The sequence below is a fragment of the Bacillus sp. C30 genome, from assembly GCF_040838255.1.
GTDB classification, from domain to species: Bacteria; Bacillota; Bacilli; order Bacillales; family Bacillaceae_G; genus Bacillus_A; species Bacillus_A mycoides.
The window spans coordinates 1-13517 of the sequence record NZ_JBFPJH010000078.1 but is presented as its reverse complement, the minus strand read 5'-3'; the positions used below and the strand labels follow the sequence as shown (position 1 = coordinate 13517).

At 35.5% G+C, this 13517-nt stretch carries 20 protein-coding genes; 13 read left to right on the top strand and 7 right to left on the bottom strand.

The features are described from left to right. The coding region (locus tag AB3X49_RS10320) for a DUF1885 family protein (protein WP_367961870.1) at nt 1-363 on the bottom strand (363 nt) is incomplete at its 3' end. A gap of 134 nt (nt 364-497) precedes the next feature. Here AB3X49_RS10320 and AB3X49_RS10315 point away from each other — a divergent pair. From AB3X49_RS10315 to AB3X49_RS10300, 4 genes are all read left to right on the top strand, one after another. Further along, nucleotides 498-794, top strand: a complete 297-nt coding sequence (locus AB3X49_RS10315) for a DUF3055 domain-containing protein (RefSeq protein ID WP_367961868.1) — start codon at nt 498-500, stop codon at nt 792-794. 195 nt (nt 795-989) lie between these two features. Then, the gene (locus AB3X49_RS10310; protein ID WP_000536778.1) at nt 990-1118 is read left to right on the top strand and encodes a GapA-binding peptide SR1P; all 129 of its coding nucleotides are present in this window, start codon (nt 990-992) and stop codon (nt 1116-1118) included. Nucleotides 1119-1177: 59 nt separating this feature from the next. Next, entirely contained in the window at nt 1178-1306 is a 129-nt protein-coding gene (locus AB3X49_RS10305) for a GapA-binding peptide SR1P (RefSeq protein ID WP_002033839.1), read from the top strand. A 44-nt stretch (nt 1307-1350) separates the two neighbouring features. Continuing rightward, on the top strand, nt 1351-1479 hold the full coding sequence (locus tag AB3X49_RS10300) for a GapA-binding peptide SR1P (RefSeq protein WP_002111497.1): 129 nt from the start codon (nt 1351-1353) through the stop codon (nt 1477-1479). 37 nt (nt 1480-1516) lie between these two features. On the opposite strand, the gene AB3X49_RS10295 is transcribed toward AB3X49_RS10300, so the two are convergent. Beyond that, complete coding sequence (locus AB3X49_RS10295) at nt 1517-2347, bottom strand: protein-glutamine gamma-glutamyltransferase (RefSeq protein WP_002066931.1); 831 nt, start codon at nt 2345-2347, stop codon at nt 1517-1519. 618 nt (nt 2348-2965) lie between these two features. Continuing rightward, nucleotides 2966-4438 carry an arginine decarboxylase gene (speA, locus tag AB3X49_RS10290; protein ID WP_002138117.1) on the bottom strand — a complete coding sequence of 491 codons (1473 nt, stop codon included), beginning with the start codon at nt 4436-4438 and terminating at the stop codon, nt 2966-2968. A gap of 383 nt (nt 4439-4821) precedes the next feature. Between speA and AB3X49_RS10285 the strand changes: the two genes are divergently transcribed. After that, nucleotides 4822-5091, top strand: coding sequence for a UPF0223 family protein (locus AB3X49_RS10285; RefSeq protein WP_002066915.1), 270 nt, complete (start codon nt 4822-4824; stop codon nt 5089-5091). An 80-nt stretch (nt 5092-5171) separates the two neighbouring features. On the opposite strand, the gene AB3X49_RS10280 is transcribed toward AB3X49_RS10285, so the two are convergent. Then, complete coding sequence (locus AB3X49_RS10280; RefSeq protein WP_002014864.1) at nt 5172-5798, bottom strand: YktB family protein; 627 nt, start codon at nt 5796-5798, stop codon at nt 5172-5174. 205 nt (nt 5799-6003) lie between these two features. Here AB3X49_RS10280 and AB3X49_RS10275 point away from each other — a divergent pair, with 205 nt between their 5' ends. Both AB3X49_RS10275 and AB3X49_RS10270 read left to right on the top strand, forming a co-directional pair. After that, nucleotides 6004-6192: a YkzI domain-containing protein gene (locus AB3X49_RS10275; protein ID WP_002121995.1), complete on the top strand. Its 189-nt coding sequence runs from the start codon at nt 6004-6006 to the stop codon at nt 6190-6192. Between the two features lie 88 nt (nt 6193-6280). Beyond that, on the top strand, nt 6281-7072 hold the full coding sequence (locus AB3X49_RS10270; RefSeq protein ID WP_367961863.1) for an inositol monophosphatase family protein: 792 nt from the start codon (nt 6281-6283) through the stop codon (nt 7070-7072). A gap of 44 nt (nt 7073-7116) precedes the next feature. Here the strand turns inward: AB3X49_RS10270 and AB3X49_RS10265 are convergent, their stop codons facing one another. Continuing rightward, a complete protein-coding gene (locus AB3X49_RS10265) occupies nt 7117-7296 on the bottom strand; it encodes a DUF5325 family protein (RefSeq protein ID WP_000400127.1) in 180 nt (59 codons plus the stop codon). A 140-nt stretch (nt 7297-7436) separates the two neighbouring features. On the opposite strand from AB3X49_RS10265, the gene typA reads away from it, so the two are divergent. From typA to AB3X49_RS10250, 3 genes are all read left to right on the top strand, one after another. Then, nucleotides 7437-9281, top strand: coding sequence for a translational GTPase TypA (typA, locus tag AB3X49_RS10260; protein ID WP_002014867.1), 1845 nt, complete (start codon nt 7437-7439; stop codon nt 9279-9281). A 158-nt stretch (nt 9282-9439) separates the two neighbouring features. Beyond that, nucleotides 9440-9742 (top strand): YlaH-like family protein, encoded by a 303-nt coding sequence (locus AB3X49_RS10255; RefSeq protein WP_367961860.1) that lies wholly within the window; start codon nt 9440-9442, stop codon nt 9740-9742. Between the two features lie 15 nt (nt 9743-9757). Next, complete coding sequence (locus AB3X49_RS10250; protein WP_085312257.1) at nt 9758-10033, top strand: hypothetical protein; 276 nt, start codon at nt 9758-9760, stop codon at nt 10031-10033. Between the two features lie 35 nt (nt 10034-10068). Here AB3X49_RS10250 and AB3X49_RS10245 read toward each other — a convergent pair whose 3' ends face one another. Continuing rightward, nucleotides 10069-10269: a YlaI family protein gene (locus AB3X49_RS10245; RefSeq protein ID WP_002094429.1), complete on the bottom strand. Its 201-nt coding sequence runs from the start codon at nt 10267-10269 to the stop codon at nt 10069-10071. 145 nt (nt 10270-10414) lie between these two features. Between AB3X49_RS10245 and AB3X49_RS10240 the strand changes: the two genes are divergently transcribed. Together AB3X49_RS10240 and AB3X49_RS10235 are read left to right on the top strand one after the other, a co-directional pair. Beyond that, nucleotides 10415-10870 (top strand): PNPOx family protein, encoded by a 456-nt coding sequence (locus AB3X49_RS10240; protein ID WP_002014791.1) that lies wholly within the window; start codon nt 10415-10417, stop codon nt 10868-10870. A 246-nt stretch (nt 10871-11116) separates the two neighbouring features. Next, a complete protein-coding gene (locus tag AB3X49_RS10235) occupies nt 11117-12445 on the top strand; it encodes a PhoH family protein (protein ID WP_002088317.1) in 1329 nt (442 codons plus the stop codon). Nucleotides 12446-12494: 49 nt separating this feature from the next. Here the strand turns inward: AB3X49_RS10235 and AB3X49_RS10230 are convergent, their stop codons facing one another. Continuing rightward, nucleotides 12495-12992, bottom strand: a complete 498-nt coding sequence (locus AB3X49_RS10230) for a molybdopterin-binding protein (RefSeq protein ID WP_002014789.1) — start codon at nt 12990-12992, stop codon at nt 12495-12497. A 150-nt stretch (nt 12993-13142) separates the two neighbouring features. Between AB3X49_RS10230 and AB3X49_RS10225 the strand changes: the two genes are divergently transcribed. Then, complete coding sequence (locus AB3X49_RS10225; protein ID WP_000135698.1) at nt 13143-13430, top strand: Fpa/YlaN family protein; 288 nt, start codon at nt 13143-13145, stop codon at nt 13428-13430. Nucleotides 13431-13517: the final 87 nt, after the last annotated feature.

Genomic DNA, 13517 nt, shown 5'->3' with positions numbered 1-13517 from the left:
ATTAAATAGTTGTAACTCTCCTTCTAATTTCTTCGCTAGAAAACGGCTAAATTCATTTGCTTTTCCTTTATCACCAAATGTTGCTGTAGTAGGCAAAGAAACCTGAATAAAAGATTGTTCCTTTTCTATTCCAATCCCAACATAAATAGAATCATATCGATCGTGACTCGATTGGAGTTTTAATGTTGTTGCTGATGTATCTAATATTTCATAAGGAAAAGCTGTATTTGTATAAGCATAATTAATTTGATCACCAGTCTTGGAAGTAACGGTTTTATAGTTATGAAAAAGGTGTTTAACATCTTCTATTGAAACAGATTGTTGATTGGATTTAGGTACAAGTGTGATAAAGGCGTGTTGCATACAAATTCCCCCTTAGCTTAGTAGAATAATATCATTCTACATCCTACTGAATTTTTTGACAATTAAAAGGAGTATTACTTTTTTTGTTTAATATATTAATGAGTAGGAAGTGTTATTTAGAAAGGTGGAAACTCATGTTTGAAAAATTGTATGATGAGCATGAAAGTGTGAAGGTACGATTTTTAGGATTTATGACGCATGATACACGTTATGATTTTGGAGTTATTTATACAAATATGTTTTTTGGAAAGCCACTTATTGTTTGTATGCAAACAGGGAGATCTACTTTGCTTGGGAGAGATGATGTAGAAAATATTCCATATATACAGGAAACTTTTAAGTTAGGATCGGAAGAGGAGGCGGAGGAGTTAGCTCAGTTTTTTAAATTTCTTGTTCCGTCTACTTCTTTGCATGCGGAGTATGAAGAATAATTAACAAGAAACAGTCGTACGTATGAGATATGGCTGTTTTTTTGTGTTAATATCGCATACTAATTTAATTTTAAAATATTTAATGTGTTATACTAAAAACCTATTGACGTAAAAAGTATAACATATTAAAATAAAGACAGAAAGTTAAGCGGTTACAAAAGTTTTTGGGATTATAAACTTAGGGGGAAATGAAAAATGGGAACAATCGTATGTCAAGATTGTGAAGGTACAATTGCACACTTCGAGGATGAGAAAGTAACGGTACTTTACGGGAAATGTGGATCTTGCGGATGTGATCACACAGAACATACAAAAGCCCAATAATTGATAGGAAATTGACAGCTAAAAGTTTTTAGGACCATAAACTTAGGGGGAAATGAAAAATGGGAACAATCGTATGCCAAGTTTGTGAAGGAACAATTGGACATTTTGAAGATGAGAAAACGACAGTACTTTATGGGAAATGTGGTTCCAATTGTGACTGTGCTAGTAGAGACAATGCGAAAGCTTAATCATATATAAGTAGATTATTCTTTAAACTCAGGGGGAAATGAAAATGGGAACAATCGTATGCCAAGTTTGTGAAGGAACAATCGGACATTTTGAAGATGAAAAATCAACAGTACTTTATGGGAAATGTGGATCTCATTGCGAATGTGACCATACAGAACATACAAAAGCTTAATAATTAAGAAAAAACGCCTACACATGTAGGCGTTTTTTTAATAGATTGTAGTTGTATGCCCGACTGTTGCAACAATTGCATCATCTCTAATAGGAATAAATCCTATTGATGTTTGTGGCGTGTTAGGAGGGGCATATTGACTCATCATACGGCTATCAATACGAGTAATAAAATCGGTTAAATAAGCTGAAATAAAAGCATAAGGAATCCTTCGTTCATTTAATGAATAAATAATTTCCTCTTTCGTTTTTACGCCTACGCCATGTCCGTAAAAAAAGAAGTTTCCTAGATAGATTGTATTTTCTCCTTGCCACTCAATCGTAGCTGGATTAACTTGTGGATTTTTAAAGTAAACGAGGTCACCTGGAACGATATCGCCACTCGTTTTTGTTATGAGCTTTAAGTCGCGATCGTAGTCCCATGTATAAAGTAAGAGGTTTGCGAATAGACGGTTGAAAGTTTTTTCCTCATATAATGATAGTAATGCTTTGTAAAAAATGATAATCATTGCGGTGGCACATTCAGTTCCATATAGTTTTCCGTTTTTAAAAATATCTTGGATGGCAATGGAAGGGGCTATGTTTGGGAGTAGTTGAAATCCGCCAAGTGATGTTCTTTCCCAAAACTGAGGGTTGCAAAAAGATTGTTGAAACGTACGAAACTGAAATCCACTTTGAAAAAGTTCTAGCGCGGAAGTAATAATATTAACTCGTAAATTAAGATCAAAGCTGAGTTCATCGGCTGTTCGGAAGGAATAAACTTCTTGATTTCCCGCCATTATGGATAAAATCTGTTGTTTTTCAGCTGCAAATGGCTCATATTCATTTGTGATATAAGGGTGTACAATAGAACGGCCTATCACAATCATAATGGTATCCCCACCTATACGTTACAGATTTCGCGATACGGGAAAGCCTATATTGGACTTTAGACATAGGATGAAAGTATCGCTTTTTCATAGAAAAACATTTATCCCGCTATTTGCGGGCAGTAAGAATTCCACCTCAAAATTCGGCTGGAGCCCTGCTGCCCGTAAACGCCCGATTGGTGAAGGCTAATAATCAGTGGGGATGAACAAAACCCCACTGATTAAAGTTTCACTTTATATTTTGGTAGACTTTAACTACAGACAAGTACAAGTCTTTAAAACGCCAATGTGTTCTTTGAAAAAAGATAGCATAGGGAGTTCGATAGCCGAATTCAAGCTATCGGTAAAATGATATGTGTCGTCAAGAACAAGACGCTAAAACACCTGAACACGAATCTGTACGGTATGGTATAGTACCGTAGCTTACGAACCTATACGATTTGTTGTGAGAGTGGTGATGGCACACCGCAATCTTGCACGTCAGCGATACCAGAAATGGACTTCGCCTTAGGTAGCAAGAATCCCACTGATGTTAGTCAGCTTGCCCCATTAGGGTGGGAATGTCAAATTCTTTAGTATCGTATGAAAAAAAGAGAAAAAAGGTGAAAGAAAAGCCTATCAACTGATAGGCTTGTACTCTTTAATAACACGTAATGTTTGTAATGTCATATCTTCAGGACCTTGTACAGGTAACCCAGCTTCTAAATTTTTAAGAATATACTCTAAGTTATCTTGTGTAATAATTTCCCCCGGAGTAAAGATTGGAATCCCTGGCGGATAAACCATAACAAAATCAGCTATAATACGACCTGCTGCGTTTTCAAATGGAATGACTTCTGTTTCTGAATAAAAAGCATCTCTAGGAGAAAGTGCTAGCACAGGTATTTCAGGTATTTCTACTTGTACTTGAACACCTTTGTCTGCTCTATTTCTATATGTTGCTGCTAAATCTTGTAATGCTGTAATAAGTGTATCTGTTTCACTTTCTGTATCTCCAAATGTGATAAGACAAAGTATGTTATATAAATCAGAGAGTTCTACTTCAATGTTGTAATGTTCTCTAAGCCATACTTCAGCCTGATGGCCTGTAATACCTAAATCTTTTACAGATACAATTATCTTTGTAGGATCATAGTTAAAAGTAGCATCTGTTCCTAGCATTTCTTTTCCAGGACAATAAAGATGTTCAATAGCATTAATAGCATTACGAACATGCTCAGCTAATTGTATTGTTTGTTCTATGAGAGCTGTTCCTTCGGTAGCAAGACGTTTTCTAGCAACATCAAGGGATGCTAACAAAATGTAAGAAGTTGATGTAGTCGTAAGCATGCTAATAATGGATTGGACATGCTTTACGTTCACAAGACCTTCTTTTACATTAAGAATAGAGCTTTGGGTTAAAGACCCACCTAATTTGTGAACACTTGTTGCTGCCATATCTGCACCTGCTTGCATAGCTGATATTGGTAGTTCATCATGAAAATGGATATGAACACCGTGAGCCTCATCAACAAGTACAGGAATATCGTAAGAATGAGCTAATTCTACAATCTGCTCTAAATCTGCAGCAAACCCAAAATATGTTGGATTTATAACAAGTAAGCCTTTCGCATCTGAGTGCTCTTCAAGAGCCTTTTTGACAGATTGAATTGTGATCCCATGTGAAATACCGAGCTTCGGATCAATCTCAGGATGCATGAAAATTGGTTTTGCACCTGAGAAAATAATAGCTGACATTACTGATTTATGCACATTCCGTGGCACGAGGATTTTATCCCCAGGACCGCACACGCTCATCACCATTGTCATAATTGCACCACTTGTACCTTGAATAGAAAAGAACGTATGATCTGCACCGAAAGCAGCGGCTGCTAAATCCTGTGCTTCTTTAATCATACCTTTTGGATGATGTAAATCATCGAGCGGCGCAATATTAATTAAATCAATTGCTAATGCATTATGCCCAATAAATTCGCGAAATGTAGGATCCATGCCCTGTCCTTTTTTATGACCAGGAATATGGAATTGAACTGGATTTCGCTTACTGTGCTCAACTAAAGCGGTAAACAATGGTGTTTCGTATTGGGACAATCTATACACCCCTTCTTCTTCGTAATATTTATTAGAGTTTGTTTTATATGATTTCATCTCATTCTAAAAGGAAATTAAGATGACAAACTTTTAGAACTTGACTTGTTTTTCTGCCATTCGCAAAAGCCTTTTTGGGGATGGTAGTCTCACTTTATTCTCTATAAAACAAAAGCATTATATCACCAATAATTATAGATGTATAGAAAAATCGCATTTTCAAGGTGAGTATGTTTAATAGTTATATTTTAAATACTGCAAAGAGGAAGACAATTCCATTGAAATGGATAAATGGTGTATAATGCAGAGTGGCTATAGTGAAGAATAAAAGGTTGTCTTAAAGGTAGCATAATGGAAAAAGAAAGAATACTGAATGAGGTGCAAAAATGGAATATCAATATCCACTTGATTACAATTGGTCAAATGAAGAAATGGTAGCAGTTGTAAAGTTTTATGAAGCGATTGAAAAGGTATACGAAAAAGGAGTTTTGAGAGAAGATTTGATGGAATTATATCGTCGTTTTAAAGAGATTGTGCCATCGAAGGCAGCGGAGAAAAAAATTGATAAAGAATTTCAAGAAGTAAGTGGATATTCTATATATCGTACGATTCAAAAAGCAAAGGAAGTAGCAGAAAAAAAGATTGTTAAAATGTAAAAATATTTTGAAAAATAAAATATGAAGTGCTATAATGTGATAACAACTAAAAACGGACAATATAAATTGTCCGTTTTCTACTATCGATTACAAAGTGCATATAAAGGAAGGAGTGGTTGCATCGTAGATTCAATCTTAGCAAGGAATTGTTCGTTGGTCATTGCTGAAAACTCCTCTGGTGATATATGAATACCGACTAATAACTCTGCTTTTTTCACAGTAGCTAAACGTTCAATCATCTTTTGTAAGTCTTCCGTTTCAAGCGTTTTATGTAGTTTTACACCTGGTTTAGTATGGTCAATGGACCAAACGAAGTCATTTGGAATATTTGTTTTTAAATCATTTAAATGTTCTAAGAAGGCGTGAGCCGTCTCCACTTTTTGTGGACACTCATAGATTAAACCAAAGTATATGAAGGCGTGAGTACCCCATAAACCAATTTGAAAGTGTGGTAACATTTTATATCCACGTTTATTTGTTGAAAAAGCAACCCAAGTATCGTTTGGTGGATTGACTTTGCGGCGTGCATGTTTTGCTACATGGTAGAAAAAGTTTTCATCAGTTTGTTGTGATAAATATTCTGCAAATTGTTCCCCTAAAGCTTCTAGCTTAGGATGAATATTCGTTTTAATTGCGCTCATTCGTTCTTCAAGACCATCAACAGTAAAGACTTCAAAATCAGTTGATGTGAATGTTTGTAGTGTCATGATTGTTCCTCCAACTCCTATTTTGTTTTAATTTTAGCATAGCTTGTACTATTCATAAAAAAAACATCACAAAAAAATTTAAATAAAAAAATATAATTTTGTTGCATAGATGATTTATCCAACATAGTATAGTATAAAACAAAAAATCAGAAAATTGAATCAATTCTAGTCCGAGGGCAGACGAATATTGGGAGGAGGCAAAAAAATGAGACAGGTGATTAATGCGTTAAAGAGAACAGATGCTGAAAAGAGAATTCCGGTGCTACGTTTGGAGCTAGATTATGAATTAGCAACTTTATATGATGCGATGATGGATAACGACAAACAGAAAAAAGAAGAGTGCGTACAAAAATTAGAAGTGTTAAGACTTGAAATGATCCGTTTAGAAGCGTAATAATAGTATATGTATAAATAATTAGTTGGTGCGAACCTTATAAAGGGTTCGTTTTTTCTGTGAACAGTATAGATCGGAGTGTTTAAACATGCAAGAAGTATGGAAAGACATCGATACACACGCGAAACAGTGGATTCGAGAAGCCGGAGAACAATTAATGGCGTCACTGAAAAAAACACTTATTATAGAAACAAAGTCAAATGCAGCTGATCTAGTAACAAATATGGACCGAGAAACGGAGCAGTTTTTAATTGGGAAAATTAAAGAAACATTCCCGGCTCATAATATTTTAGGAGAAGAAGGCTATGGAGATGAGATTACCTCTTCTAATGGGGTTGTTTGGTTAATTGATCCAATTGATGGCACGATGAACTTTGTTCATCAAAAAAGAAATTTCGCAATCTCAATCGGGATTTATGAGAACGGTATCGGAAAGATTGGTCTTATTTATGATCCAGTTCATGACGAACTATATCATGCGGTAAAGGGAGAAGGGGCTTTTTGCAATGATTTAGCTATTCCCATGTTGGAAAAAGGAATGGTAGAGCATGGAGTTATAGCTTTGAATGCGATATGGCTTACTGATAATCCATTGCTTAATATGGAAAAAATGATGATGCTCGTTAAGAAGGCGAGAGGTACGAGGTCATATGGTTGTGCAGCGTTAGAAATGGTATATGTTGCCACGGGAAGATTAGACGCATATGTAACACCGCGCTTATCGCCATGGGACTTTGGCGGGGGACAGATTATTGTAGAGGAAGTTGGCGGTAAAGTGACAACGTTCTTGGGAACGCCTCTTTCTATTGTAGAGAAAAGCAGTGTGTTAGTTGCAAAACCAGGAGTATACGAAGAATTATTACCATTTGTATCGCAATAATGAAAAAAAGTAAGAGGCATAAAGAAGCTTCTTACTTTTTAATGTTATTGCGATTTACGCATTTTTCTTTTTGTTACAAAACCGTATCCAACTGTAACAAATGTGCCGATAATGCAAATAATAATGCCGATGGGACTATTTTCAGCAATCATAATTCCGATACCAATTAAGAAGATAACACCGATAATTGCTGTTAATAAAAAGCGATATTGAATGTGTTCCATTTCTTCACCCTCCAATCTTATTTTACTTTCACAAAAGTAAGAATACAACTATATTTTCATTCTTGATTTTATTTTGATTGCCATTGTATCCCCTTCGCTCTTATAATAGAGAAGGATTAAAAAGACATTAGGAGTTGGACATGTTGAAAAAACGACAAGATTTACGAAATATAGCAATTATTGCCCACGTTGACCATGGTAAAACAACACTTGTTGACCAGTTATTACGTCAAGCGGGGACGTTCCGTGCGAATGAACATATTGAAGAACGCGCAATGGACTCAAATGATCTAGAAAGAGAACGTGGTATTACAATTTTAGCGAAGAATACTGCGATTCACTATGAAGATAAAAGAATTAACATTTTAGATACACCTGGTCACGCTGACTTCGGTGGAGAAGTAGAACGTATCATGAAAATGGTTGATGGTGTTCTACTTGTAGTTGATGCATATGAAGGTTGTATGCCACAAACACGATTTGTTTTAAAGAAAGCTCTTGAGCAAAACTTAACTCCAATCGTTGTTGTAAACAAAATTGACCGTGACTTCGCTCGCCCTGATGAAGTAGTTGATGAAGTAGTTGACTTATTCATCGAACTTGGTGCAAACGAAGATCAATTAGAGTTCCCAGTTGTATTTGCATCAGCAATGAACGGAACAGCAAGCTTAGATTCAAATCCAGCAAATCAAGAAGAGAATATGAAATCATTGTTTGACACAATCATTGAACATATTCCAGCACCAATTGATAACAGCGAAGAGCCACTTCAATTCCAAGTAGCACTTCTTGATTACAATGACTATGTTGGTCGTATTGGGGTTGGACGCGTATTCCGCGGTACAATGAAAGTAGGACAACAAGTTGCATTAATGAAAGTTGACGGAAGTGTAAAACAATTCCGTGTAACTAAATTATTTGGTTACATTGGATTAAAACGTCAAGAAATTGAAGAAGCAAAAGCTGGAGATTTAGTAGCTGTTTCAGGTATGGAAGACATTAACGTAGGTGAAACGGTATGTCCGGTTGAGCATGAAGAGGCTTTACCATTATTACGTATTGATGAGCCAACATTACAAATGACATTCCTTGTAAATAACAGCCCATTTGCAGGTCGTGAAGGTAAATTCATTACTTCTCGTAAAATTGAAGAGCGTCTTCGTTCACAATTAGAGACAGATGTAAGTTTACGTGTAGATAATACAGATTCTCCTGATGCATGGATCGTATCTGGACGCGGAGAGTTACATTTATCTATCTTAATTGAAAACATGCGTCGTGAAGGTTATGAACTACAAGTATCTAAGCCTGAAGTAATTATTAAAGATGTCGATGGCGTAAGAAGTGAGCCTGTAGAGCGCGTACAAATCGATGTTCCTGAAGAATACACTGGTTCTATTATGGAATCAATGGGCGCACGTAAAGGTGAAATGTTAGATATGGTGAATAACGGAAACGGTCAAGTTCGCCTTACTTTCATGGTTCCAGCACGTGGGTTAATTGGTTACACAACAGAATTCCTAACATTAACTCGTGGTTATGGTATTTTAAACCACACATTTGATTGCTACCAACCAGTACATGCTGGACAAGTGGGTGGACGTCGTCAAGGTGTTCTAGTTTCACTTGAAGCAGGAAAAGCATCACAATACGGTATTATGCAAGTTGAAGACCGTGGTGTAATCTTCGTTGAACCAGGTACAGAAGTATATGCTGGTATGATCGTTGGAGAACATACACGTGAGAATGATTTAACAGTTAACGTTGTAAAAATGAAACAGCAAACGAACATTCGTTCTGCAACGAAAGATCAAACTTCAACAATGAAAAAACCACGCTTAATGACTTTAGAAGAGTCATTAGAGTACTTAAACGATGATGAGTTCTGTGAAGTAACTCCAGAATCAATTCGTCTACGTAAAAAGATTCTTGATAAGAGTGAGCGCGAAAGAGCTGCTAAGAAAAAGAAATCTGTAGAAGCGTAAAAATAAAAAACAACTACCTTTATAAAAGGTAGTTGTTTTTTTATTTTGTTTATTTTTAGAATATTTATTCTTTTTTTGTGGACAGTATTTTTTTTGCGAGTTACTCTTGTATTAAGTACATAAAGAAAATTTGTTTTTATGAGAAGGGAGGAAAGATAGTGTTAGAAAGAATGTCATTTTTCGCGAAATTGTGCAAAGTTGATGAAAATCCAGAACTAGGGATGTGGTTACTTTATGGAACAATTATTATATTGAGTGCACTTGTATATAATTTAGGATTTGCAAGGAAGCTATCAGTGCTGAAAAATATGGTAATATACATATCTTTAGCAATTGGATGCACGGTATTAACTTTCTTTGCAGTTTTTTTACCAGTTGGAGAGGGGCTCGTTGTAGCGGCGATGGTACTTGGAATTTATAGATTACGTTTACGTCAAGCGAAACAACAAAAAGCAGGGTGAAAAGGGGGGAGTTTCATGCGCTCGGTACAAGATGCACTATATAATTGGTTAACAATTAAAACTGTTGCGGAAGCGCGTCCAGATGATAGAGCTGCACAAGAAACGTATATATTATTTCGAAATATGATATATGAAGAGCATAAATTACGAAATGTAGAAGTGGAAAAGAACGAGGAAATGTATTTAATTACATATGAAATTGATGGAGAAATAAGGTGTGCAAGATTTCCAGTAGAAGCAATTGATTGTTTTTTGGATCAGATGAATCGTGAACCAGAAAAATACAAATAAGTCCTTATCTATATGATTAAGGACTTATTTACGGTTTACCAATCGTCTTCTACTTTTTTATCACGATATAATCGGAAATTACCACTTGCATGGCGTTCCATAGTACGCTCTGCAATGCGTTCCGTACATTCCATGCACATATATGTATGAATAGGGCGATTACGCAGTTTTTTTGCCATAGGATTTTCGTCATCTAACATATCTTTTTTATCACAAATCATACATCTGACTCTCATTTCGTCACCTCAATACGAATTCTATCAGTATAAGTATATCATGGAAGCATAATGTTTTTGAATAATAGCGGGAAAAAATAATATTTTCGCAATTCGAAAAATAGGTTATGATAAGGATATATAAATAATATTTGGAGGTGGAAATATGGCGAATGTAGTTGAGCCTACATTGACAGGTGATTTAGTACAATCTTTGCGTAAAGAGTGTATCGTTATGATAGCAACAACAGATTTCGAAAAACAAATTCCTAACGTAAGTGCTATTTCTTGGGTATATGCAGTGAGTGAAACTAGTATTCGATTTGCGGTAGATCAACGCTCACGTATTGTGGGGAATATACGGCATAGTGCAGGGGTTGTATTGACTATAATGGCGAATGAATCCGTATTTTCCATAAGTGGTGAAAGTGAAATTTTAACAGATAGAATGGAAGGGATTCCTCTAAAATTAACGGTAGTAGAAGTGAATGTACAAGAAGTTCGTGATGTTATGTTTTATGGTGCGAAACTTGCTACTGAACCAACATATGAAAAAACATATGATCTTCGAGCAGCTAAAAAGCTTGATAACCAAGTATTAGTAGGAATGAAAGAATTATAAAGAAGATGAATAGGAACATCGTTCATAAACTTTTACAAGTGAGTATTGTGATTTAATGTGAAAAATTATAATAAAAAGTAATATATTGAATAGAAATGAATAAAAAATAAAGAAAAGGTTTAATTTCTATGAGTTTTGATTCTACCTCGTTTTTACGGTACATATAATTATAACAATGGTTCGTCCATATTTTATGGATGAAACCCTTGTTCTACAAATTTAAAAGTGGAGTCAGGGGGTAACAGGTTGGATAAAATTTATGTGTTAGATACGAATGTACTTTTGCAGGATCCTTTATCTATTTTTTCATTTGCAACAAATGAAGTAGTGATTCCAGCAGTTGTATTAGAAGAGGTTGATTCGAAAAAACGTTATATGGATGAAGTAGGACGAAATGCTCGCTATGTATCTAAGTTAATCGACAAATTTCGCGAAATAGGAAAGCTGCATGAAAGTATTCCGTTAGAAAACGGCGGTACATTTCGTATTGAATTAAATCATCGCTCATTTGTTCAACTGCAAGATATTTTTGTAGAAAAAACAAACGATAATCGAATTTTAGCGGTAGCGAAAAACCTCTCTTTAGAAGAACAAGAAAAAGAGGACGGGAAATCAGTTATTTTAGTAAGTAAAGATGTACTCGTAAGGGTAAAAGCTGATGCAATCGGATTGCAGGCCGAAGATTATTTAAGTGACCGAGTAATCGAAGTGGAAAATATATATTCAGGATTTTTAGAAGGGTATATATCAAAAGAACAGTTAGATTATTTTTATGAAAAAGGTGAACTGCCTTTATCTGAAATCGCAAATCATCCTTTTTATCCAAATCAGTTTGTTGTAATGAAAGATGCACTAGGGGGTTCTAGTTCTGCACTTGGGATTGTGGATCATTTAGGTAAGAAGGTAAAAAAACTTATTTTTCACAATGAACAAGTGTGGGGGATACGCCCACGAAACGTGCAGCAAATTATGGGATTAGAATTGCTACTTCGGGAAGATATTCCACTTGTAACGTTAACAGGGAAAGCCGGTACAGGAAAAACGTTACTCGCATTAGCTTCGGGACTAATGCAAACGGAAGATTTAGGGTTATATAAAAAACTACTTGTCGCGAGACCAATTGTACCGGTAGGGAAAGATATAGGCTATTTACCAGGAGAGAAAGAGGAAAAATTAAGACCGTGGATGCAGCCGATTTTTGATAATCTAGAGTATTTATTCAATACGAAAAAGCCTGGGGAGCTAGATGCTATTTTAGCTGGGATGGGTTCGATTGAAGTAGAAGCGCTTACCTATATACGTGGGAGAAGTATTCCAGACCAATTCATTATAATTGACGAGGCACAAAATTTAACGAAGCATGAAGTAAAGACGATATTAACAAGGGTAGGCGAAAAAAGTAAGATTGTATTAATGGGGGATCCTCAGCAAATTGATCACCCGTATTTAGATGAATATAATAACGGTTTAACATATGTTGTAGAGAAGTTTAAAGAACAACGTATTAGTGGTCATGTAAAGTTTGTTAAAGGGGAGCGTTCTAATTTAGCACAACTAGCAGCGGATTTATTATAAAAAGGAGTGAGCTTAAGCTCACTCCTTTTTTGCCTTTTAATTATACAATTTAAATGATTGTAAATTTACGGATGTTACGAATCGGATTTTGTCTATTAGATCCATCATGGAAATATAGATGAACAGGCCCGTCTTCTCGTAATGGTTTACCTTCTTTTGAAAAACCGAGAATAGCTTTATGGGCTGTTTCTAACGGAAGTGTAATTGTATTGTCTGTGGTTTCAATTTCGACATGAGTAGCATCTTCTAAAATTTCAGCATTTTTTAGAAATGGATGAAGTGGTATGCCAAACGTCCCGTTAATAAGCTGTTCTTTTTTATATTTCTTTACACTTTGTTGTATTGGCGGGAAGGCAGCACCATCACGGATTTCGCGATCCCAATGCTCTGAAGTATGTTTTAAGTATGTTTCTAATTCGGATGATTCTTCTCTAGTTTCATCAAAGTAGGTTGTCAAATCTATTTTTCGATCATCGAAAATCCATACAGTTGGATCGATAGTGATTGGAAAACGAACTTTTCCATTAATAAATAAAATTTCGCTCATTGTTGTTCCCCCATTTGTGTTATACTCCCACTTTTCAGTATAATAGTATTAGACACTGTTGTCACAAAAAATGTTTCTATTGCAATTTATTAAAACTATCGCTAATATTAATAGATATGAGAGAGTAGGACGGAAACGGAGGGAATCAATTTGGCGTCTGAGACAGTATCAAATCATCAGGAAAAGGCACTAGCCCTTCTACAAGCGGATGCAGAGAAGATTTTAAGACTTATTAAGGTACAAATGGACAATCTTACAATGCCGCAATGTCCATTATATGAAGAAGTTTTAGACACACAAATGTTTGGACTATCCCGCGAGGTCGATTTTGCGGTTCGCCTTGGTCTTATTGCAGAAGAACAAGGGAAAGCAATGTTAGGAGAGCTCGAACGTGAGTTGTCTGCACTTCATGAAGCATTTACAAACAAACAACAATAACGGGTTCAAATAAGGGGGCTCAAACTGAAATAGTTTGGGCTTTTTATTTGTATAATAAAGAAGGAAGAACCTATATACATATGGAAT

Bases quoted from the DNA above. Each gene is read 5' to 3' on its own strand.
- AB3X49_RS10315 (WP_367961868.1), top strand. From the start codon at position 498: ATGTTTGAAAAATTGTATGATGAGCATGAAAGTGTGAAGGTACGATTT.
- AB3X49_RS10310 (WP_000536778.1), top strand. From the start codon at position 990: ATGGGAACAATCGTATGTCAAGATTGTGAAGGTACAATTGCACACTTC.
- AB3X49_RS10305 (WP_002033839.1), top strand. From the start codon at position 1,178: ATGGGAACAATCGTATGCCAAGTTTGTGAAGGAACAATTGGACATTTT.
- AB3X49_RS10300 (WP_002111497.1), top strand. From the start codon at position 1,351: ATGGGAACAATCGTATGCCAAGTTTGTGAAGGAACAATCGGACATTTT.
- AB3X49_RS10295 (WP_002066931.1), bottom strand. From the start codon at position 2,347: ATGATTGTGATAGGCCGTTCTATTGTACACCCTTATATCACAAATGAA.
- AB3X49_RS10285 (WP_002066915.1), top strand. From the start codon at position 4,822: ATGGAATATCAATATCCACTTGATTACAATTGGTCAAATGAAGAAATG.
- AB3X49_RS10280 (WP_002014864.1), bottom strand. From the start codon at position 5,798: ATGACACTACAAACATTCACATCAACTGATTTTGAAGTCTTTACTGTT.
- AB3X49_RS10275 (WP_002121995.1), top strand. From the start codon at position 6,004: ATGAGACAGGTGATTAATGCGTTAAAGAGAACAGATGCTGAAAAGAGA.
- AB3X49_RS10270 (WP_367961863.1), top strand. From the start codon at position 6,281: ATGCAAGAAGTATGGAAAGACATCGATACACACGCGAAACAGTGGATT.
- AB3X49_RS10265 (WP_000400127.1), bottom strand. From the start codon at position 7,296: ATGGAACACATTCAATATCGCTTTTTATTAACAGCAATTATCGGTGTT.
- typA (WP_002014867.1), top strand. From the start codon at position 7,437: ATGTTGAAAAAACGACAAGATTTACGAAATATAGCAATTATTGCCCAC.
- AB3X49_RS10250 (WP_085312257.1), top strand. From the start codon at position 9,758: ATGCGCTCGGTACAAGATGCACTATATAATTGGTTAACAATTAAAACT.
- AB3X49_RS10245 (WP_002094429.1), bottom strand. From the start codon at position 10,269: ATGAGAGTCAGATGTATGATTTGTGATAAAAAAGATATGTTAGATGAC.
- AB3X49_RS10240 (WP_002014791.1), top strand. From the start codon at position 10,415: ATGGCGAATGTAGTTGAGCCTACATTGACAGGTGATTTAGTACAATCT.
- AB3X49_RS10230 (WP_002014789.1), bottom strand. From the start codon at position 12,992: ATGAGCGAAATTTTATTTATTAATGGAAAAGTTCGTTTTCCAATCACT.